This is a genomic window from Bacillus cereus group sp. BfR-BA-01441 (assembly GCF_022663075.1).
Lineage (GTDB): Bacteria > Bacillota > Bacilli > Bacillales > Bacillaceae_G > Bacillus_A > Bacillus_A cereus.
Genome location: NZ_JAKUEU010000007.1, coordinates 60,324 through 80,037 on the forward strand (window position 1 = coordinate 60,324; position 19,714 = coordinate 80,037).

The window sequence follows — 19,714 nt, forward strand, 5'->3', positions numbered from 1 at the left end:
TCACATATGATGCATCTCTTTTTCTTACTACTTATTGTTTTCATTTCCTATATATTCAATAGCTTCTTTTAATAGCTCTTCAAAGTTAATAGGATAATCATGATCTAAGTCAGGCACAACTTTATACTTATGTTCTATATTCTTCTCTCTTAATAGTTGTACAAATTGCTGCGTGGATTCGAAACAATCTTCATCTTGATCCCCGCATACTATATATCCTTTTATATGTTTATCCTGCAGCACTCTTAGCAACTCATCCCATTCTTCAATCTCGGGAAGCCATGGTGCCATAAAAACAAAACCATCAACCTCTATATCTTTTTGCAAAATCGTATATAAAGCTACTCTTGCCCCTGCAGAAAAACCACCAATGATTACATTTTCTACTGTATGGTTTTCTATAAACTTATTGTAATGCCCTTTTAATTCTTCTTTCCCTCTCTCTATATCATCCCAAACAAATCCATCTGAAAACTGAATTTGTGAAGACTGTGGTAAAGCTAACGTGTAATCTTGTGTCAAAACTGATTTCCAATATGGCTCTACTATTTGAATATTTTCTTGGTCACCGTGCAATGTAAGTAGTAGATTTCCTTCTTTCTTGCTGTATATATATTTCACATCTGGTCTTTCCTTTTTATGTGCTAATTCTTCTCTTTCTTTACATAATTGCACCATTGTATGAAATTCTTCAAATTTATGTAGTGATTTTAAATCTTCGTCGGAAATTAAATACTCATTTCCATACCAGAATCCCTTTTCTATAATGGCCTCTCTCATTAAATGTAATGCTTCTTTTTCAAGTCCCGATGCACTTGCGAGTGCATACTTAAAATTATATATTTGCGCCTCATTCCCTATTACACCTGTAGCGTTTTCCATTATATAATTGTACGCTTCAAAACTTCCTTTATTTGCATAACAACGTAACGTTTCATTTAATAATTGAATGTAAGTCATGCTATTTTTCATGTACCAATTCCCCCGAAACCTTTTATAATATTTTTTGCGAATCTTTATACCACTTTGTATAACCCACGCTAACAATACCTTATTCTCAAAATGATGCTTAATAGTTACTCTTCCCTGTCCAATACATTTAGTATAAATAATAATAGACTGAAAAATCAATATTTTAACAAACAAAAAAAGACAACAATATATGTATTGTTGTTTTCATTACATCTACCCGCTCTTTTGTTTTTTTCTATCTGGTTTACTTGAAACTAAATAATGTTTTTCTGAAATATATAAGTCTCTTTTTAAGCTACGATTTAAGTAAGGTCCTAGCTTCATTCCGCATATGAGGCGATCTTCGCTACCTTCAACAATTGGGAACATTTCTTTTTCTGTTACGTATTGGTCTACTGCTTTTTGTACGACATCAATTTCTTTCACTAGGCTTAAATTTTCTGCTGTATGTTCAAATACCTCAAGCGTTTCCTTCGTTATGAGAAAATCATTTGTTGGAAATGCAGGTAAATACGGTTTTAACAAATCATAATTTACTGTATAATCTTCATTTACTAATACTGTATAAACGATATTAGCATTCGTTTCTAAAAACTGAGCCATCGCTTGTTCTAATTCATCTTTCGTAATTTCCCGCTCTTCTTTTCCAGTTCTGAAAAAGCGAAACATCGCATCGCCTCCTTTTTACTATATTATAGCATAAAAGAAAACTGAAAAATCATAAAAAAACCCATTGAAATAATTTTTCAATGGGTTTCTATTATATTTATCGTTATTTTAAGAATGCACTTAGCATCCATACATGCTGTTCTAATGTTGTATGAATTGCTAACAGCATGTCAGCTGATGTTTCATCACCAGCTTCACCTGCAACTTCCATACCTTCTTTTAATTCTTGAATAAGTGCAGAATAATCATTCACTAATGTTTGCACCATTTCTTCTGCAGATTCTTTGCTTGTCCCTTCGCTGACACTAGATGTTGCGAGATATTCTTTCATTGTCGCTAATGGTTTACCTTCTAAAGCTAAAATACGTTCTGCTAACTCATCAATATACGTTCCAGCCTCATTATAAAACTCTTCAAATTTCTCATGTAATGTAAAGAAGTGTGGCCCTGTCACATACCAGTGATAATTATGTAGTTTAACATATAACACATTCCAGTTTGCTACCTGCTTGTTTAATACTTCAACAACATTTGTTTTCGTACTCATACAATCACTCCTCTTATCATTTTGTAATGTTTATCTTTTAATAACCTAATTACATTTTACCATACATTCCCTTTCCTTTCGAACAATTGGCTTATATGTAACAAAGTTTTAACACCTTTAATGCTTCCCTAATATCATTAAATTCATGTATTTTTTCAAACACTTCATACGTCTAATTGTCCAAGCTCATACATATGCATAATAGTACATCAAGCTCATCATAGTAGAAAGAGGGATAACATGGACAATCAACAATGGCAAGTAGCAAAGAAAGTAGCCGCTACTTATATCGGAACTGTCGTTGGAGCTGGATTTGCTACTGGACGAGAAATTGTTGAATTTTTCACAGTGAATGGATTATACGGGACAATTGGCATATGTGTAAGTGGATTTTTTTTTATTTGGCTTGGCACAAAGATGATGTTACTTTCATCACAAATCGGGGCATTTTCAGCGCAAGAATTTAACAAATATTTATTTGGGGATGTATTTGGGAATGTTGTAAACACATTATTATTACTCGTTTTATTCGGCGTAACGAGCGTTATGTTATCAGGGGCTGGTGCAGTATTTGAAGAGCAACTTCGCTTACCAAGACAACTCGGTATTCTTATTACAGTTATCGCTTGTCTTATTATAAGTAGCCGCGGATTACAAGGTGTTTTTGAAGTAAATACACTTGTCGTACCTATTATGATGATTTTTATTATCGGACTTGCTATTACAACCTTTTTTCACGGTACACCTTCCATTAATAACACTATTCCTGCAGAGAACTGGAATATGAAATGGATTACTAGCCCTATTACATATGTCGCCTTAAATCTTTCTCTCGCCCAAAGTGTTCTCGTCCCATTAGCCAGTGAAGTAAGAGATCGAAAAGCTATTTTTTGGGGTGGGATTTTGGGTGGTGCTGGACTTTCTTTAATTTTATTATGCAGCCATTTAGCAATCTTATCAGTCGATCAATTTTACCAATATAACATCCCAATGGCTGAAGTCATAAGAAGATTTAATGCAACTTTTCACTTCTTTTTCGTTCTCATTATTTTCGGTGAAGTTTTCACAACTTTAGTTGGTAATGTGTTCGGAATGACAAAACAGATGCAATCTATTACTGGGTGGAAAAATAACAATATTATTTTCTTCATTTTACTAATTAGTTATTGCTTTAGCTACATCGGTTACAGTGACTTACTTCACATTCTATATCCTATCATCGGATGGGTAAGTATTGTTATACTGCCAATCATTGCGTTTAAACAACTTCAAAAAACATAAAAAAGCATCCATGTTATTGGATGCTTTTTTATGCTCATTCACAATCATCACATACTTCCCAGTACGGTCCCATTTCTAATGCTAAATATGGCTTTAACTGCAACCGAATCATTCGACTAGGCATGCGCTCTAAAACAAATTGAATACCTTCTTCATCTTCGTCTAATTCAACTTTTGAAATCGCAATTCTTTGCATAGTTGTAATGGGAATTCCATCTTTATATAAAGTGATTTTCACCTCATCGTATTCATTAAAATATAATTCGACACTCATTTGATTTTTCAGTATTTCATCAACAATTTTAAATGTATTATTTTGTTCTTGGATTATATATTTCCATCCGCCTCTATCTTCTTTCGGAGCTGTTTGAAATAATGTCTCCAAATCCTCGTATAGCATAAGATAACCCCTCTCTTACTAAAAAACGATGAGTATTTTATATACCCTTTATCTCTATCACTATCCATAGCTATTGTACCATATATCAACGTTCTTACCGTATTCATTTGCTTCATACATACTTATAAAATAACTAATTCTATCTCCATTATTATGTATATTACCTCATTACTCCATACACTCTTACAAGTTCAAATAACGACAGACTTTAATCCATGCAAATATTGTCTACTCTCTGCTTTTATTAGCTCACAGCATTCACACTTTTATATATAGTAAGACTACCACAAATAAAAAAGGAGAGTGACTTATACCACTCCCCTCAAAAGACCTTCCCTATAGCTGCTAAAACTAATACGATTATTAAAATTGCAAATAATAATGAGACAATGAAACTAAAAATAGGTAACGCTTTCTTTTCATTCTTCTTAAATAGTAACTTTAAACTAAGAAAAATATTTACTGGTACAAATATAAAATAAAAATATTTAACAATTTGCACCGAGCTATTCGAAAGTGTTTTTAATATAAACACTTCAATTAGAAAAACAATAAAAAATGAAATACTTAGCCAAAATGAGACGTAACTAAGCCAAGAATGTCTTTTTGTCCCCCAATACACTCCCATAATACTCTCCTTTTATTTGTATTCTATACGTTAATAATTATACACAAAGCTAACAAATACCTCTATTTTTCGACAAACATTATGCAAAATACCATTTTAAACGTCATAAAGGAAGTTTACATCTCCATTTGATTTTACACAATAAAACAGACTACCCTACTAGGGGATAGTCTGTTCTCTATTAGACTTTAAATCTGTCAATTAGTCCTTGCAACTCTTCAGCCATTTGAGATAACGTGCCTGCTGCAGATCCAATTTCCTCCATCGAAGCTAGCTGTTCTTCAGCTGAAGCCGCAACATTTTGTGTGCTTGTCGCATTATTTTGTGCTGTCATTGCAATTTGTCCTACCGAAATAGATACTTCATTTGCCCCTTTTGACATTCCATTAGCCGTTTCAACCATCGTCTTAATTTGATTAGCTATTTCATTTGTAGATTGTAAGATTTCAGCAAAGTTTTGCTTCGTTTCATTTGCGATAACAAGTCCAGATTGAACTTCCTCATTTACATGATTCATAGATTTGACTGTCTTACCCATATCATCTTGTATTTCACATATTAATTTACTAATTTCACTAGAAGATACGCTAGACTGCTCTGCCAATTTACGCACTTCATCTGCAACAATTGCGAAACCTCTTCCATGCTCACCGGCTCTTGCGGCTTCAATCGCCGCATTTAGAGCTAGAAGGTTTGTTTGATCTGCAATATTTTGAATTACTTCTAAAATATCACCAATTTGTTTTGATTTATTATTTAGTAATTGTATAACTGCATCTGATTGTGAAACCGATTCTGCAATAGACTGCATCTGGTTTACTGTTCTTCCTACTAGTTTCCCACCATCTTCTGCTTTTTCACGAGTATGTGCAGAAGCCGTATTAATAGATGATGAACTATTTGCTACATGTTGAATTCCTTCCGTTACATCAAACAGTAACATAGCGCCATTTTCTACGCTTGTTGTTTGCGTCGTTGCCCCACTTGATATTTCATCCATTGCGATTGTGATTTGCTCAGTCGCTTCACTTGCTTGCCTTACACTTGCAGTTAACTCTTCTGATGCCGCTGCAACATGCCCAGCTGAATCGTTAATTCTTCCAATTAACGTCCGTAACGAATTCGTCATCTCATTAAAACCTTTAGCAAGTTGGCCGATTTCATCATTAGAATGAATTTCAATTGTTTGCGTTAAATCCCCTTCGCTTATTTCTTTAGAGGTAACAACTAATCTCTTTAAAGGCTTCGTAATTGAAAGTGTTACAAAATAAATAAGTGCCCCGCCTACTACTAATGAGATAAGCATAACAATTAACATATTATAAAATACAGGTTGAGCAGCTTCAATTACTTCACTTGAGTACATCGTCCCACCAATTTTCCAACCTGTTTTTACATTTGTAGCAAATACCATATTCTTTTCACTACCGCCATAAGAATATGAAAAAGCACCGTGATTATCTTCATAAATTTTCTTTGCCCAAGAATCAGCCGCTTTTTCCCCTGATTTTTCTTGTGGATGAGCAATTATTTTTTGCTTTCCATCTAAAATGAAGGCATATCCTTTTTTACCAATATTAATTAACTTTGATGTTTTTAATAAATTATCTAAACTTAAATCTAGCGCAACAACTCCATTTTTATCTTCTGTTTGTTTTGCGATTGTTACGACAATATGTCCATTTCCTTTTGCCTTATATGGCTCAGTAACAACAATACCACCTTGTTTTGCAACCGCATCTTTATACCAAGAACGCTCTGTTGGATCATAGTCTGCTGCCATTTGTATATTTGGTTCTTGTACAAATTTTTTATCATTTCCGGCAACATATACTTGTTCAATATCTTTATTTAAATTTATATATTGAGATAACATTTTTCTTAATTCATCCTGATTATCTCCTTGATACATATTCCCCTGAATCACCCGTGCAAAATTATTCACATCATTAAATTTTGCATCAATCATTTGATTGATTAAATTATCCAGTATTTTTATATTGTCGTTGGCACTACTCTTAATTTGCGATTCAAAATTCTTTTTGGCTGTTTGATAAGACATGCCTCCGATAATAGACACAGCCGCAATTAAAATTACAAAGAATGAAATTAATAGCTTTTTTGCTACTTTCATATCACGAAACAAATTTAATAGTTTACCCATTATGAACCTCCTAATTTTCAAATTTAAAAGTTAAATTGAGTTAATTATGAATATTTCCCAATCCCTAATTATTATTTTCATAACCTATTATGATGAATACTTTGTAAAGTTTAAACAATTAACTTCCCTTTGTCTATATATATAAATAATATTATTATAAAATTTACAAATAGAAAAAACCAAAGGGTGCCCCTTTGGTTTTTACATTTTTTTATGTTGTTTAGAAAGCTTTTTCCACTTATCACGCTCTGCTCTGGCAAGGATTGCATCTTGTTTTCTTATAAAATACGCCAGTTCTCTTTGTAATTTTTTATAACTTTTCAAACGATCTATCGTAATAAGTCCGTTTTCAATTGCACTATACACCGCGCACCCTGGTTCATTCTCATGCTTACAATCACGGAAACGGCATGTTGTCGCAAGTTCTTCAATATCAGAGAATGTTGTTTGAATCGCTTCGCTTCCTTCCCAAAGTTGCAATTCCCTCATACCGGGAGTATCAATTACGAGAGCGCCACTTGGCAATTGGAATAACTCTCGATGCGTTGTCGTATGCCTTCCCCTACTATCCTCCTCACGTATATCTCCCGTTTTTGCTACCTCAATTCCTATTAGCGCATTTAACAAAGTTGACTTTCCTACCCCTGATGACCCAACTAAAGCAATTGTTCTCCCTGAAGAAACGAATTGTTTCAACGAATCAATACCTGTATGCTCTAAACTATCAACAACAAAAATAGGAACACCAATTGCTATAGCTTCCGTTTCTACAATTTTTTGTTCTATATCATTACATATACTACTCTTTGTTAAAACAATAACTGGCATAGCGCCACTTTCATACGCTAATAATAAATAACGTTCCATCCTTCTAACATTAAAATCATGATTAAGTGCATTCACTAAAAATAAATAATCTACATTTGCTGCTATAATCTGTTCTTCTGTTCTTGTTCCAGCCTCTTGTCTTGAGAAAGAGCTTCTTCGCTGGAAAATACGATGAATAATCGCTTTCTTTTCATCTTCTATTTTCTTTATATACACCCAATCACCAACTGCTGGATAATCGCCTTTCGTAACTGCTTCATGCCGAAACTTCCCAGACAGTTCTGCCATATACTCACCATCATTACAAATAATTCGATATATATGCTTATGCTCGAGTAAAATTCGTCCTACTTCAAAGTTCTCAACAGCTTGTTCCTCAAAAAAAGAATCCCAGCCGAACGATTCTAAAATATTTTGATTCAAATTGATATCCTCCCTAGTGTAAGCTAAGCGGAAGGATCGTGCGCTCACTTATATAGTCTCGCCCTTTCCATCCACCTTTGTATTTGGTTTATTATTCATATAAGTTATTTTCGCCATAATACATCACCCCGTTCTTCTTTTAATTACTCTCATTATATGGAATTCTCCTATAAAAAGCCACATTATTTAACGTAATTTTCAAACAACTTTCTTTTGAGCATTCTAATTTGTCCTCGGTGACTAATTTCATCTTCTAGCACATGATACCAAAGATAGTGCTGGTTATATATTACACCGTTAGGCCACTTTCTTTCTGACATGAGCCACTCATCACTTTGTTCACTTAAATACTTCAGAGATTCTTCTCGAACACTTTGTAGAAGTTGTACATAATACTGTATTTCATGACCACGGATCGCTCTACCTGCTTCCCCTAAATACAGTGCATCTTCCCATATTTCTAATTCTTCTTTTGTAAAGTCACGATTTTGAAATGAAATAAGCTGATGAACTTTTTCAATAGCTGCTATATGCTTTAATAAGGCGCCAATTGAATTTCCGCTGCTCTGCATAATTAAATCTAATTGCTCAACTGATAAATTTTTTACTTCGCCTAATGTTACAGCCCTCGTATGCTCCAGCATGCTTACTAATTCCCCTATATTTTTTGTATAACCATCTACACTTCTTATTCGATAATCTATCTTCATATCACGCACCCCTTTCTGCATTCATATTATTGTAAAAATGATTCATATAATAGACTGAAACCTTTCGAAATTTTCTGTTATAATTAAATTGAATACAAAATATACCCAAACAAACTTTCTCAATATGCTTATATGAAATATTAAAAGGAATCAATATAAAATAATCGAATCTTATTCACTAAAAGGAGTGGATTCGATGGAAATGTATCAATGGCTAACCGCTGTTCTCGTTGGTGGCATTACCGGCTTCGTTTCCCATCTAATCAATAACCAAGGTAAGTTATTGCTTCCACGCCGTTTGAAAACATTTTTTCATTTTGGATTTTTAACTGATATTTTTACTGGTAGCCTAGCCGCACTTCTTGGGCTCGTTTTATTCGATGTCACCGCGATAAAAGAAATTATAAAAGTATCCATTGTAACTGCTATTTCTGGCCAAACTTTCTTACTACATCAAGCTCTTGGTGGCGAACAGGCTAAAAATACGCAAATTGGGAAAGCTGATGAGAAGATTCAAGAAATTGACAAATTATTGCGACGTTAGTGTATACTTTCTTTTAAAATTATTGTTATAATGAGAAATAAATATTTTCTATTGCGTCGTTTGTCAGGAGAAAGGGTGTTTCGTATGACAAAAAAGAAAATAGAAGATTTCTTAACAAACTCCGAAAAAGAGGAACTGCTAGAAAACTATAAATGTTTACGAGAAGCCCGCACAAAAAGCGAAGCTAACTATTTTGGTGAAGCAGTAAACCATCTATTAAATAAAGCAAAACAACGAATTATTAAAGATGCAGGTATACATGATGAAAATGCTGCAACTGTTCAATCAAAGAGAAAAGCACTGTTTTAGCTACATTAGCTAAAACAGTGCTTTTTATTTAGAATTTTTTTCTTTCCATGCTATATTCTCTCCGCCTTTATCTTTCCATTTTTACAGTTTCAAAAGTCATCTAGACCTAAAGATCAACCTAATAATATTAGCCCACGCAAACCATTTTAATAATAGATAAAATAATTGAACTAGTAATGCTACAAACTAAATAAGTTTATTAAATCGCTTCTTTTAAATCTGAATGCGGATTTGGTCCGTATTGATTGTCATTTTCTTCACTTTCAATGATAAAAAATACAAGTAAAACAACGCTACCAAACGGTACAAAATTTAATAGTTGCCACCATCCCGTTTTCCCAATATCATGTAATCGTCGTGCACCAACCGAAAAACTTGGTATAATCATTACTAACATAAATAGCAACGCAATAATAGCAACTAACACCTCTGAAAATGATGATAAAAATAACAGTAGCCAAAAAATTACGATATTGGATAAACTAAAAATCCAGTACTCTTTTCGCGTAGCTCTACCACTAAAATTCCCATAATTCTTTAGAGCTTTCAAATACCATTGCATTTAAACCTCTCCCTTTTATCCCCAATAAAATTAAAATATGTAATTATTAACAGATAAGTAGAAATATAATACAACATTTATGTAAAATCCATATCCCCATCTAAATTGCCCTCTATTTAAATAGTTTTTTCCTTCGGCATTTTTCACATTACTTTCACATCTATTTCACAAATATAAGTAGTCCGATATGCTAAACTAAGTATATCCTTTTCCAAGGAACTATATGCCGATATATAAATCCCTATCTTTATAGGGATTTTTATTTTTTGATTCCTCATAACTTTGTTACAATACATTTCTTCTACTATTTCTATACTTTTAGTAACTACTTTAATTAAAAGCACATTCATGTATTCACACTCTTATTAATTCTGATTTGCGAAATATTTATACAAGCTTTATGATGCAATTCCTGTTTCACTACTTTCAGTAAGTTTTTCACTTTTTCTAAACAAAAATAAAGCTCCTATATATAGTAAAGCAGTAAAACTACCTATAAGTATAAAATTGTGAGATACTGCAAATAACATTCCTGCTATTGCCGCACCAATCATTTGACCAATATACATAGAAGTATTTGCAAGCGCGGCTCCTGTTCCTCTTGCTGCACTAGATATGTTTTGTAAGTGCCTCATCATTAATACAAACAAAATTCCTGTCCAAAAAAACAAAGCAAAGAACGATAACTCCACCAATACAATGTTCTTTACATGTGGAAGTAATACATATAGCACTGCTGTAAATATAATTCCACCATAGAAAGAAAGGTTATAACCAATTTTATTTACGATTCTAGGACCAAAAATATTACCAGTTAAATTTCCTAACCCTAATACGAGCATAGCTGTACCTACTTCATGAACTTGTAAGCCAAATTGAATGGAAAGCCATACACCAAAAAATGAAAATGCAGCAAAATTTCCGGTTTGAAAAACAAAGTATGCAAAATAAGAAAGTGAAACCTTTGAATCTGTAAGTAATTGTTTATAACGCTGTAAAATCGCTTTTTTATTTCCACCTATATGAACCGACTGTATTTCTGGTAATACAACATAAATAAGAATGACAAGTAGTGCTGATAATATACCAATGAAATAGAATGGGATTGTATAATGTATCGTTGCTAAATAAGCTCCCAGTGGCAGCCCTAAAATTTGAGAGATTGATAACCCTGCTGTTGCAACCCCAATTGCTTTCACAATTTGCTTCTTCTCTATAAGGAGCGGAATAGATGCCCACACTTGTGGAGATACAAAAGCTGCACTTACACCTGCTAATAATCTAAATGTTAGCATCCATAAAAAACTCGGTGCAATTCCACACAAAAACGTACTTATTGCAAAAAAACTCATACCTAGTACCATCACTTTTTTTCTGTTTAATCCATCTGATATAGGACCAGCAATAAGCGCAAATCCAGCATACCCTAAAGCATACGAACTCACCATCCATCCTGACAACTCAGTTGAAACATGATACACCTGTTGCAATGTCGGCAACAGTGGTGAAATTAAGAAAGTATCTGTACCGATCATAAACATTATCATAAAAAATACAGCTAGTACTCTGTTCATTTAGACCTTCTCCTTATATAAACAGAGGGTACTCTCCCTCTGTTTAACTAATCTTCTAAAATAGATTGGATTTCTTTCATGACTCTTTCATTCAATGCAACGTCTACCGCTTTCACACTTTCTCTTACCTGCTCTGCCCGCTTTCCACCAGGTATAACAGTATCAATTCCTTCTTTATTTAATAACCATGCTAACGCTAAATGAGACACTTCAATATCATTTTCTTTAGCTAGCCCTTTTAACTTATTCACTTTCTTAAAATTACTCTTATATGTATTTTCTTCAAATAGATTTACATTTTGACGCCAATCGACTTCATTTAATTTAAAATCTTCTGTATATTTTCCACCTAATATTCCAAAAGCAAGAGGCCCATATGGAATAAATGAAATACCCGCTTCTATACAATACGGCAACAGTTCTTCCTCAGCTGTACGTTCTAACATATTGTATGGAGATTGTACAACATCTATATGACCATGTTGATTCGCCTCTTTTAATTGTTCTATGTTTACGTTCGATATTCCAATTGAACGAATTTTCCCTTCTTCTTTTAAATGAGTAAGCTCTCCGATTGAATCTATGTAACTTGTTTCAGGATTTGTAAAGTGTAAATAATATAAATCAATATATTCAGTCTGTAATCTTCTTAAGCTATTTTCCACAGCATTCCTTAAATAACTTGGTTCATTGTTAATATAAGTTTCTCCATTTAACAACGGTTGAATTCCACCTTTTGTAGCAAGTATAAACTCATGACGTTTTCCCTTTAATACTTCTCCTACTAATTCCTCTGATCTACCGAAACCATATGAATCTGCTGTATCAAAAAATGTAATCCCTTGCTGAATAGCTTCTTCTACTAATCGCTTTCCTTCTTCTTCATTCACATCAGCATATAAATTATGTCCCCCTACTGCATTTGTACCTAAACCCAACTTTGAAATATTTAATCCTGCCTTTTGCAATTTTGTATACTTCATTTTTTCTCCCCCTATATTTCTATTGTTCGAACATATTCGAACAATAGAAATATACCACTTTATATGTTATAGTGCAAATATCTTAACTTATACAAGTAGGTGAAATATGCGTACACTCTATCATCCAAATCGAGAAGAAATTCAATTTTCTTCTGTCTTATATGCACTTAGCGATCAAATTCGTTTACAAATTGTAAATATGTTACTAGAGAAAAATGAACAATCTTGTGGTGCTTTAAACATCCCTGTTGCAAAATCAACTTTATCTCACCATTTCAAAGTTTTACGTGAGTCAGGTGTTATGTACACGCGCCTTGAAGGAACACAACGTTTCATTTCAATTCGTGAAGAAGATTTAAATGCTAGATTCCCAGGTTTATTACAAGTTGTATTACATGCGACAGAGCCATATTAAAAAAACATCTCATATTCATATGAGATGTTTTTTTAATATGGCTATTCTTTTAATAAATCTAATAATCCATTACCTTCGGATGTACGTTCATACCCTAAAGGTACAGTTCTTTTAATAAGTTGTGCATATATTTCCGGCTCTGATAACTTTCGACCGTATTCTTTCTCACACTGTTTAATGAGCAAGGCAAGCGCTCCAGCAACATGCGGCGTCGCCATGGAAGTTCCACTTAACACTGCATATTTCCCATCTGGATACGTAGATAATATTTCATCACCTGGCGCTACTAGATCAATTTCTTGATTTGAATTACTAAAACATGTGATTTTCCGTTCTAAATTGACAGCGCCGACTTCAATTACTTCCGAGTAAGCACCTGGGTAATCTAGTTCCTCTGTATTATCATTACAATCTCCATTATTCCCAGCAGCACATACGACGAGAACATCCTGCTTTACCGCCTTTTGAATTGCTTCATGTAATTCTGGAACATCTTGCGGACCACCAAGTGACATTGAAATAATTCTCACTTTCTCTTGATTCGGCCCTCTCCAATTTACAGCATAATGAATTGCCTCAATAATTTGCTCGTAACTTCCAGAACCATCTCCCGCTAAAACTTTTAATACTAACATTTTAGCAAGCGGTGCAACTCCTAATACACCGACACCATTTTCAGTTGCTGCAATCGTCCCCGCGACATGAGTACCATGTCCGTTATTATCAAGATACACATTTGGATCAGCTTCATAATCTTTTGTGAAATTTCTTCCGCCGATAATACGATCTTTTAAATCTATATGATTAGTATCACACCCTGTATCTAATACGGCAACGACTACATCTTGCCCCTTCACACTCTTTCCCCATACTTGCGGAGCGTGAATCAGTTGTACACCTGGTGGAATTTCATTTACTTGTTCTACAACCTTATTTACGGTAAATGGAATCAATTGTATACCTTTTTGTTTATTCACTGTACTACTCATCGTAATCCCTCCTGAAAATGTATTATTTTCATTTCAGACCACTTTTGAATACGTGTAAATGTAACATTCGTTTTATTCTTTTTGTTTTCCTTCTTTTCAAATATTTCTCAACATCATTTACTAACTCTATACTACTTTTGTATTTCCCCTATGATTTATAGGAAATAACAGCCTGGGTCATTCAACTAATAACCAAAATAAAAGGACCAATTAATGGTCCTCTTACAGTCTTTTAAAAGAATGATATGTAATTTGAAAAATAATATAAATTAAGACTAAACCTCACTCTTGTTTAAAAACTTTTCTATTTCTTTTACTAAATATTCCGCTCCCTCTATCCCAACAGTAATATTTCCATTTGCTAATGATATGTTCTGTTCTGAAACATCACCTGTGATTTGGCAAGCATTGTAAGGTTGATATTTTTGTAAAATGATTTTATCTGCTTCTACAAAAATTTCAAGCGGTGATTTGATTTGTATTCCCAATACATCGCGTAATTCTTTAGGGATAACAATTCGTCCTAATTCGTCTACTTTTCGAATAACTCCTGTTGCTTTCATATTTCTCCCCCCTTTCTCTCTATTAATTTTTTTCACCTCGCTTTTTCCATTTTATCACTTTTTGGCAATACTTGCCTCTTTTTAGAAAATTTTGTACTCGAGTTAAAAAAACACATTTAATGCATACGTAATCTCTCTTTCAATTGTTTTACATAACGGGATCTTATAAGTAAGAAGTATACAACTTGAATACCTATGAAAATACTTAATACAACTGTATTTTCTTTAAACAATGAGTACTCAAACATTTGCCCTAACGCCGTTAAGGCTACTGCCCCATGTAATGTTGCAACACCAATTGGAACGAAGAATAAAAGCGCCAATCGAATTGTAACTACCTTCGATAATTCCCTGCTTGTCAATCCAACTTTTCGAATCATTTCGAACAAGCGAACATCATCCTCCAAATCGGAGAATAAACGGAAGTAAAGGAAACTTCCTGCGCAAACGAAAAATACTATACCAATAAAGAAACCTACAAATAAAATCGGTCCTGCAATTTGTAAACTTTGGTTTTGCTCGTACTCTTCCGCACTAAACGTTGAATATTCTTGATACGGTTTAATTTGATGCGTAAGCTCTTTACCAATTTCAATCTCATCTTTCGTTCTTTCAGTTTTATACATATAATCTTTTGTCTCTATAAATCCATCTTGTAATGAATCATATTGATCATTAGAGATTACATAAACATTTCCTCTTAATATTTTCCCCAATGAAGATGAAGTAACTTTTTTCACCTTTAAACTTTCATTCATATTAGGTAAAGTAATTTCTTTTCTTTCTTTCATCGCTGGCCCTGGTATATCAGCTGACAAAAATACAACCTCTTTATTTGCTACAGTATTAAATGGTTCTCCCGTTAACTTTGCATATTCCTTATAGTCTGATTCTTTTATAAAAGTGGCGCTTCTTAACGACTGTTCCTCCGTTTTCTTTGTCGAAATATTAGTTTTTGAAGCTGCTATATTATGTTTCTTTAATCCTTTGTCAATCATTTGTATATGTTGTGATTCGTTACTATTCCCTTGCTTAGAATGGTAATGAAACGCAATTGGTCTCTCCATTATACCTTTCGTCATGGATGCGAAGCCTACTAATGTCCCTATTGCGGAAAATGCTACAGTAGAAATAATGGTTACAATAAAGAACATTCTTGCGTTATCTCTCATACGATACGCTAAATCTGATAACGTAATAATATTAGTCTGTGTCCAATAGAAACGTTTACTTTTTTTACATAATCGAATAATAAAGACACTCAGCTGCTTGTACAACAAATACGTCCCGATAATAACTACCGTTGTAACAGGAATCATCATAATAAATACCATTGCTCCATGTGATAGAAGAGCTCCTACATAGCCAGCACTAAGCAATACTACTGCTAATATTGAAGAAATGATTGATGCTTTCGGTTCCGGTTTCGCCTCTGCTGATCCTCTAAACAACTTCATAATCTTATTTTTACGAATCATTCCTGCACTAAACAATGATATGATCATAAATAAAATAAAAAACATAATACCCGTTACAACAATTGCTTTCATCGGTATGTAATAGGATAAGGAGATATCTAGTTTCAATATCATCGGAGCGACAAATAGTAATACCCCTGAAAATAACATACCTGAAAGAATACCAAAAATAATTGCCCCTATTCCAATCATAATATTTTCAAAAAAGATCAGACGCTTTAATTGATATTTCGTCATACCTAGCATCATTAAAATTCCTAGTTCACGCTTTCTCGTTTTTAAAAACATTCCCATCGAATATAAAATAAAGAAGAATGTAAATAAGTAAATAATAGACTGTGCAAAAGACATACTTACGAATACGTACTGACCTAATTCTCCTGCACTTAATGCCGGATGAAACGCAAAAAATGAATACACAAAAAAGGCCATAATTGCAAATGCACTACTCAAAAAATAGGCTGAGTATGTCCGTCTATTTCGGGTTACATTCCGATATGCTAGTTCTCTAATGTTCATATTACTTCTCCGCCCTTCTACTATCTATGTTTTTATATTAGTAAAGTGCGGAAATACCTTCCATCGATTCAAATGACAAAAACCTTACATTTTTGAAAGGTTTAAAAAAATTGCTTATACGTAGTACTTTATTTATAATGACTACATTCATATTCATACACACATCCTATTGTATATTCGTTAGTTTTGCGAAATAATAAAGGATAGAAGTATGTACCATTATACATATAAACTTATTTACCGCTTTAATATGAATAGGAGGAAAACATAATGACATTACAAGAACAGATTATGAAAGCATTACATGTTCAGCCTGTAATTGATCCAAAAGTTGAAATTCGTAAACGAGTTGATTTCTTAAAGGATTATGTAAAAAAAACAGGTGCAAAAGGATTTGTACTTGGTATTAGCGGCGGACAAGACTCTACATTAGCAGGACGCTTAGCACAACTTGCAGTTGAAGAAATTCGTAACGAAGGTGGTAATGCAACGTTTATCGCCGTGCGTCTTCCTTATAAAGTACAAAAAGATGAAGATGATGCACAATTAGCATTACAATTCATTCAAGCAGATCAATCTGTTGCATTTGATATTGCTTCAACTGTTGATGCTTTTTCAAATCAATATGAAAACTTATTGGGTGAATCACTAACAGATTTCAATAAAGGTAACGTGAAAGCACGTATCCGTATGGTTACTCAATATGCAATTGGTGGACAAAAAGGGCTACTTGTTATCGGAACAGATCACGCTGCAGAAGCTGTAACAGGGTTCTTTACAAAATTCGGAGATGGTGGTGCAGATTTATTACCATTAACGGGATTAACGAAGCGCCAAGGACGTGCATTATTACAAGAGTTAGGCGCAGACGAGCGACTGTACTTAAAAATGCCAACAGCTGATTTATTAGATGAAAAACCAGGTCAAGCTGATGAAACAGAGTTAGGTATTACTTATGATCAATTAGATGATTATTTAGAAGGTAAAGCAGTTCCAGCTGACGTTGCAGAGAAAATTGAAAAACGTTACACAGTGAGTGAGCATAAAAGACAAGTACCAGCGTCAATGTTTGATGATTGGTGGAAATAAATTAAACATAAAAAAGAAGCTAATCTTCATTTAGCTTCTTTTTTATATGTTAACGATATACCCCTACTCTTTTCTCCAATAAATCTTGCAGGCAATCTTCATGTTGTTTACAAAATAACGGTGGCATGTCGTCTAACGGGAAAAACTTCAAATCCAACGTTTCATCACCATCTACTTTTTTGTCACCTCCAACTATTGAGAATGAAAAGAACATCACAATTGACTGGGCCTTGTCTCCATTTGGATATGATTGAAAATATTTTGTATACACTCCAATAAGCTCATTTATTTCTACATCATACCCGGTTTCTTCTTTTATTTCCCGGATTGCAGTTTCCGCAGCTGATTCTCCTATCTCCATTGCACCACCTGGAAAGCCCCAAGCGTTAAAGTCTCCTCTTTTTTGCAGTAATACTTCTCCTTCTTTATTAAATACACAACCACCGGCAAAGTTTAAGAAAACATAATCATGTCCTACTTTTTCACGTAATTCTTTTATATAATTCGCCATTCTCATTCCCCTTTTCATACCTCTTCTATCGCTATTTCTTATCTTTTTCAAGCAATTCAATGATTCGATCTAGCTTCTGGTTCATATTAATCACGTGGTGTTTCTTTGCAGCACTGCTTTGTAATACTCTTCTAATAAACAAAGTAAATGATATGAAAAACAAAACGATAAGTCCGATTACTAAACAAGTATATATCAATGTAAAAATATCGCTTTCGAACAAGTTCATTCCACATTCACATCCTTATCACTTTATTTTATCACATAATTCTTAATATTCAAAAGTAATCAATCAATAAATAAAAAAAGCACCTTTTACAGGTGCTTTTTCCCATTGCTTAATACGTAAATGTAATTGTCGCTAATGAATAACCCGCCAATGCACTATAAGGCGCTACTTGATAAGACACACGCTTTGCACCTTTTGGCCAATTTATTTCATTTAATACTTTCTTTATATCTTGCATCGTCCCATCCATGGACTGCTTATATCGCACTTCTACTTTTTCTGGTTTGGCTGCAAACTGTTGCTGCAACTTTTGCTTAAATTCATTATAATTTTCTGCTCCGTATTCTGCAGATAAGTATTGTAAATTTGTTTCTTTTAACATCTGCTCATATACGACAGTTTTTGAGCTACCAGCTTTTATTTTGTTTGTTAATTCACCAAAATAACTTGTAGTTGCTGCTGGATATTTACTACGATCCCAGTCGTGATCTTTACTTAACTGTTCGTCAGACATGTTAAAATATGAGTAAGTTACACGCCCTGCTTTATCTGGTACTGGATCATCAAATGTAGTATCTAGGTGATACCATTTGTTTTCAATGTTCACTAAATTCCACGCGTGAGCTTGTCCGTTTCCTGTGCCTGTTACAATATGGTTTTGAATACCTGCCTCTTTTAACAACTCATACGTTAATAATGTATATCCTTGGCAAACGGCAGAACGATTCGCTAATGCTTCATATGCTGTATACGCTTGATAAGACGTATCATAAGACACATGCTTAACAACGTAATCGTGAATAGCTTTTACTTTCTCATGCTCATCCATCCCTGGTTTTACAATTGATCCAACAATTGATTTCGCCTGAGCTTTTACATATTGAGTTTGTTCTTTTGATTCACGGTATTTTACTTGCAGTGTAAACGTATAGTCCCCTGGCATTCCTTTAATAGAATATCTAGTAGACGCTACATTATATTTTACATACTCATCAGCATCTACAATTTTATTAAACTCACCATACAATTGATCCATAATATTTCTAGCATTTCTATCTTTTGTTTTATATGTGATTGTAATATTTTCTTCTCGATTATCAATCTGTTTTTTTAATTCTTTTCTGAAATCATCTAATAACTTTACATCTGATTGTGCTGTCACTGTAGTCGGATTTGTAGCTGCATAAGATACAGATGACGCTTGCAAGCCTCCCATTACTATAGTTGAACAAAGTGCGGCAGCTGTCACATACTTACTTGTCTTTCCCATCTTGTCACTCCTTATATTCTATAACTATACGAAAAAGTATCGTATAGTTTCAGAGTA

At 33.6% G+C, this 19,714-nt stretch carries 23 protein-coding genes and 1 pseudogene; 5 read left to right on the forward strand and 19 right to left on the reverse strand.

From position 1 onward, the window contains the following. Nucleotides 1–27 precede the first annotated feature (27 nt). From MR107_RS05280 to MR107_RS05290, 3 genes are all read right to left on the reverse strand, one after another. Nucleotides 28–972, reverse strand: a complete 945-nt coding sequence (locus tag MR107_RS05280) for an alpha/beta hydrolase (RefSeq protein ID WP_000798317.1) — start codon at nucleotides 970–972, stop codon at nucleotides 28–30. Nucleotides 973–1,185: 213 nt separating this feature from the next. Further along, nucleotides 1,186–1,641: a DUF3939 domain-containing protein gene (locus MR107_RS05285; protein WP_000488210.1), complete on the reverse strand. Its 456-nt coding sequence runs from the start codon at nucleotides 1,639–1,641 to the stop codon at nucleotides 1,186–1,188. 103 nt (nucleotides 1,642–1,744) lie between these two features. Further along, the gene (locus tag MR107_RS05290) at nucleotides 1,745–2,188 is read right to left on the reverse strand and encodes a Dps family protein (protein WP_000105199.1); all 444 of its coding nucleotides are present in this window, start codon (nucleotides 2,186–2,188) and stop codon (nucleotides 1,745–1,747) included. A 240-nt stretch (nucleotides 2,189–2,428) separates the two neighbouring features. Between MR107_RS05290 and MR107_RS05295 the strand changes: the two genes are divergently transcribed. Continuing rightward, on the forward strand, nucleotides 2,429–3,469 hold the full coding sequence (locus MR107_RS05295) for a YkvI family membrane protein (RefSeq protein ID WP_000370205.1): 1,041 nt from the start codon (nucleotides 2,429–2,431) through the stop codon (nucleotides 3,467–3,469). 34 nt (nucleotides 3,470–3,503) lie between these two features. Here MR107_RS05295 and MR107_RS05300 read toward each other — a convergent pair whose 3' ends face one another. The 6 genes and pseudogenes from MR107_RS05300 to MR107_RS05320 form a co-directional block, all read right to left on the reverse strand. Continuing rightward, complete coding sequence (locus tag MR107_RS05300; RefSeq protein WP_000965068.1) at nucleotides 3,504–3,869, reverse strand: DUF3979 family protein; 366 nt, start codon at nucleotides 3,867–3,869, stop codon at nucleotides 3,504–3,506. Between the two features lie 322 nt (nucleotides 3,870–4,191). Next, on the reverse strand, nucleotides 4,192–4,497 hold the full coding sequence (locus MR107_RS05305) for a hypothetical protein (RefSeq protein WP_000539569.1): 306 nt from the start codon (nucleotides 4,495–4,497) through the stop codon (nucleotides 4,192–4,194). Between the two features lie 181 nt (nucleotides 4,498–4,678). After that, entirely contained in the window at nucleotides 4,679–5,626 is a 948-nt protein-coding gene (locus MR107_RS31905) for a methyl-accepting chemotaxis protein (protein ID WP_406566133.1), read from the reverse strand. Then, a pseudogene (locus tag MR107_RS31910) lies at nucleotides 5,621–6,661 on the reverse strand (HAMP domain-containing protein); the annotation flags it as partial. The pseudogene MR107_RS31910 and the gene MR107_RS31905, both read right to left, overlap by 6 nt. A 201-nt stretch (nucleotides 6,662–6,862) precedes the next feature. Continuing rightward, a complete protein-coding gene (rsgA, locus tag MR107_RS05315) occupies nucleotides 6,863–7,912 on the reverse strand; it encodes a ribosome small subunit-dependent GTPase A (RefSeq protein WP_226368368.1) in 1,050 nt (349 codons plus the stop codon). Between the two features lie 182 nt (nucleotides 7,913–8,094). Beyond that, nucleotides 8,095–8,622: a DinB family protein gene (locus MR107_RS05320; protein ID WP_000687338.1), complete on the reverse strand. Its 528-nt coding sequence runs from the start codon at nucleotides 8,620–8,622 to the stop codon at nucleotides 8,095–8,097. Nucleotides 8,623–8,818: 196 nt separating this feature from the next. On the opposite strand from MR107_RS05320, the gene MR107_RS05325 reads away from it, so the two are divergent. Beyond that, nucleotides 8,819–9,166, forward strand: a complete 348-nt coding sequence (locus MR107_RS05325) for a DUF4257 domain-containing protein (protein ID WP_000426317.1) — start codon at nucleotides 8,819–8,821, stop codon at nucleotides 9,164–9,166. An 84-nt stretch (nucleotides 9,167–9,250) separates the two neighbouring features. Next, nucleotides 9,251–9,475, forward strand: coding sequence for a hypothetical protein (locus MR107_RS05330; RefSeq protein WP_000162602.1), 225 nt, complete (start codon nucleotides 9,251–9,253; stop codon nucleotides 9,473–9,475). Nucleotides 9,476–9,674: 199 nt separating this feature from the next. On the opposite strand, the gene MR107_RS05335 is transcribed toward MR107_RS05330, so the two are convergent. From MR107_RS05335 to MR107_RS05345, 4 genes are all read right to left on the reverse strand, one after another. Further along, a complete protein-coding gene (locus tag MR107_RS05335) occupies nucleotides 9,675–10,037 on the reverse strand; it encodes a DUF805 domain-containing protein (RefSeq protein ID WP_001198796.1) in 363 nt (120 codons plus the stop codon). A gap of 143 nt (nucleotides 10,038–10,180) precedes the next feature. Further along, nucleotides 10,181–10,387 carry a hypothetical protein gene (locus tag MR107_RS31660; protein WP_001101741.1) on the reverse strand — a complete coding sequence of 69 codons (207 nt, stop codon included), beginning with the start codon at nucleotides 10,385–10,387 and terminating at the stop codon, nucleotides 10,181–10,183. Nucleotides 10,388–10,435: 48 nt separating this feature from the next. Beyond that, the gene (locus tag MR107_RS05340; protein ID WP_242292115.1) at nucleotides 10,436–11,611 is read right to left on the reverse strand and encodes an MFS transporter; all 1,176 of its coding nucleotides are present in this window, start codon (nucleotides 11,609–11,611) and stop codon (nucleotides 10,436–10,438) included. A 47-nt stretch (nucleotides 11,612–11,658) separates the two neighbouring features. Continuing rightward, nucleotides 11,659–12,594: an aldo/keto reductase gene (locus tag MR107_RS05345; protein WP_000877965.1), complete on the reverse strand. Its 936-nt coding sequence runs from the start codon at nucleotides 12,592–12,594 to the stop codon at nucleotides 11,659–11,661. A 106-nt stretch (nucleotides 12,595–12,700) separates the two neighbouring features. Between MR107_RS05345 and MR107_RS05350 the strand changes: the two genes are divergently transcribed. Then, nucleotides 12,701–13,009 (forward strand): ArsR/SmtB family transcription factor, encoded by a 309-nt coding sequence (locus MR107_RS05350; protein WP_001259906.1) that lies wholly within the window; start codon nucleotides 12,701–12,703, stop codon nucleotides 13,007–13,009. 41 nt (nucleotides 13,010–13,050) lie between these two features. Here the strand turns inward: MR107_RS05350 and MR107_RS05355 are convergent, their stop codons facing one another. The 3 genes from MR107_RS05355 to MR107_RS05365 form a co-directional block, all read right to left on the reverse strand. Further along, the gene (locus MR107_RS05355) at nucleotides 13,051–13,998 is read right to left on the reverse strand and encodes a serine protease (protein WP_000099760.1); all 948 of its coding nucleotides are present in this window, start codon (nucleotides 13,996–13,998) and stop codon (nucleotides 13,051–13,053) included. 275 nt (nucleotides 13,999–14,273) lie between these two features. After that, nucleotides 14,274–14,561, reverse strand: coding sequence for an AbrB/MazE/SpoVT family DNA-binding domain-containing protein (locus MR107_RS05360; RefSeq protein WP_000648324.1), 288 nt, complete (start codon nucleotides 14,559–14,561; stop codon nucleotides 14,274–14,276). A gap of 116 nt (nucleotides 14,562–14,677) precedes the next feature. After that, entirely contained in the window at nucleotides 14,678–16,558 is a 1,881-nt protein-coding gene (locus MR107_RS05365; RefSeq protein WP_001025988.1) for an FtsX-like permease family protein, read from the reverse strand. A gap of 270 nt (nucleotides 16,559–16,828) precedes the next feature. Here MR107_RS05365 and nadE point away from each other — a divergent pair, with 270 nt between their 5' ends. Beyond that, nucleotides 16,829–17,647, forward strand: coding sequence for an ammonia-dependent NAD(+) synthetase (gene nadE / locus MR107_RS05370; RefSeq protein WP_000174901.1), 819 nt, complete (start codon nucleotides 16,829–16,831; stop codon nucleotides 17,645–17,647). Nucleotides 17,648–17,696: 49 nt separating this feature from the next. Here the strand turns inward: nadE and MR107_RS05375 are convergent, their stop codons facing one another. The 3 genes from MR107_RS05375 to MR107_RS05385 form a co-directional block, all read right to left on the reverse strand. Next, nucleotides 17,697–18,158 (reverse strand): NUDIX hydrolase, encoded by a 462-nt coding sequence (locus MR107_RS05375; protein ID WP_000024999.1) that lies wholly within the window; start codon nucleotides 18,156–18,158, stop codon nucleotides 17,697–17,699. A 31-nt stretch (nucleotides 18,159–18,189) separates the two neighbouring features. Next, nucleotides 18,190–18,387 carry a DUF4083 domain-containing protein gene (locus MR107_RS05380; protein ID WP_001048091.1) on the reverse strand — a complete coding sequence of 66 codons (198 nt, stop codon included), beginning with the start codon at nucleotides 18,385–18,387 and terminating at the stop codon, nucleotides 18,190–18,192. A gap of 109 nt (nucleotides 18,388–18,496) precedes the next feature. After that, nucleotides 18,497–19,657, reverse strand: a complete 1,161-nt coding sequence (locus MR107_RS05385) for a transglutaminase domain-containing protein (RefSeq protein WP_000520862.1) — start codon at nucleotides 19,655–19,657, stop codon at nucleotides 18,497–18,499. Between the last annotated feature and the right edge of the window lie 57 nt (nucleotides 19,658–19,714).

Bases quoted from the DNA above. Each gene is read 5' to 3' on its own strand.
- MR107_RS05335 (WP_001198796.1), bottom strand. From the start codon at position 10,037: ATGCAATGGTATTTGAAAGCTCTAAAGAATTATGGGAATTTTAGTGGT.
- MR107_RS05285 (WP_000488210.1), bottom strand. From the start codon at position 1,641: ATGTTTCGCTTTTTCAGAACTGGAAAAGAAGAGCGGGAAATTACGAAA.
- MR107_RS05295 (WP_000370205.1), top strand. From the start codon at position 2,429: ATGGACAATCAACAATGGCAAGTAGCAAAGAAAGTAGCCGCTACTTAT.
- MR107_RS05330 (WP_000162602.1), top strand. From the start codon at position 9,251: ATGACAAAAAAGAAAATAGAAGATTTCTTAACAAACTCCGAAAAAGAG.
- MR107_RS05385 (WP_000520862.1), bottom strand. From the start codon at position 19,657: ATGGGAAAGACAAGTAAGTATGTGACAGCTGCCGCACTTTGTTCAACT.
- MR107_RS05365 (WP_001025988.1), bottom strand. From the start codon at position 16,558: ATGAACATTAGAGAACTAGCATATCGGAATGTAACCCGAAATAGACGG.
- MR107_RS05380 (WP_001048091.1), bottom strand. From the start codon at position 18,387: ATGAACTTGTTCGAAAGCGATATTTTTACATTGATATATACTTGTTTA.
- MR107_RS05355 (WP_000099760.1), bottom strand. From the start codon at position 13,998: ATGAGTAGTACAGTGAATAAACAAAAAGGTATACAATTGATTCCATTT.
- MR107_RS05305 (WP_000539569.1), bottom strand. From the start codon at position 4,497: ATGGGAGTGTATTGGGGGACAAAAAGACATTCTTGGCTTAGTTACGTC.
- MR107_RS05340 (WP_242292115.1), bottom strand. From the start codon at position 11,611: ATGAACAGAGTACTAGCTGTATTTTTTATGATAATGTTTATGATCGGT.
- MR107_RS31905 (WP_406566133.1), bottom strand. From the start codon at position 5,626: ATGACGAATTCGTTACGGACGTTAATTGGAAGAATTAACGATTCAGCT.
- MR107_RS05350 (WP_001259906.1), top strand. From the start codon at position 12,701: ATGCGTACACTCTATCATCCAAATCGAGAAGAAATTCAATTTTCTTCT.
- MR107_RS05320 (WP_000687338.1), bottom strand. From the start codon at position 8,622: ATGAAGATAGATTATCGAATAAGAAGTGTAGATGGTTATACAAAAAAT.
- MR107_RS05280 (WP_000798317.1), bottom strand. From the start codon at position 972: ATGAAAAATAGCATGACTTACATTCAATTATTAAATGAAACGTTACGT.
- MR107_RS05345 (WP_000877965.1), bottom strand. From the start codon at position 12,594: ATGAAGTATACAAAATTGCAAAAGGCAGGATTAAATATTTCAAAGTTG.
- MR107_RS05290 (WP_000105199.1), bottom strand. From the start codon at position 2,188: ATGAGTACGAAAACAAATGTTGTTGAAGTATTAAACAAGCAGGTAGCA.
- MR107_RS05375 (WP_000024999.1), bottom strand. From the start codon at position 18,158: ATGGCGAATTATATAAAAGAATTACGTGAAAAAGTAGGACATGATTAT.
- MR107_RS05325 (WP_000426317.1), top strand. From the start codon at position 8,819: ATGGAAATGTATCAATGGCTAACCGCTGTTCTCGTTGGTGGCATTACC.
- nadE (WP_000174901.1), top strand. From the start codon at position 16,829: ATGACATTACAAGAACAGATTATGAAAGCATTACATGTTCAGCCTGTA.
- MR107_RS05360 (WP_000648324.1), bottom strand. From the start codon at position 14,561: ATGAAAGCAACAGGAGTTATTCGAAAAGTAGACGAATTAGGACGAATT.
- MR107_RS05300 (WP_000965068.1), bottom strand. From the start codon at position 3,869: ATGCTATACGAGGATTTGGAGACATTATTTCAAACAGCTCCGAAAGAA.
- MR107_RS31660 (WP_001101741.1), bottom strand. From the start codon at position 10,387: ATGAATGTGCTTTTAATTAAAGTAGTTACTAAAAGTATAGAAATAGTA.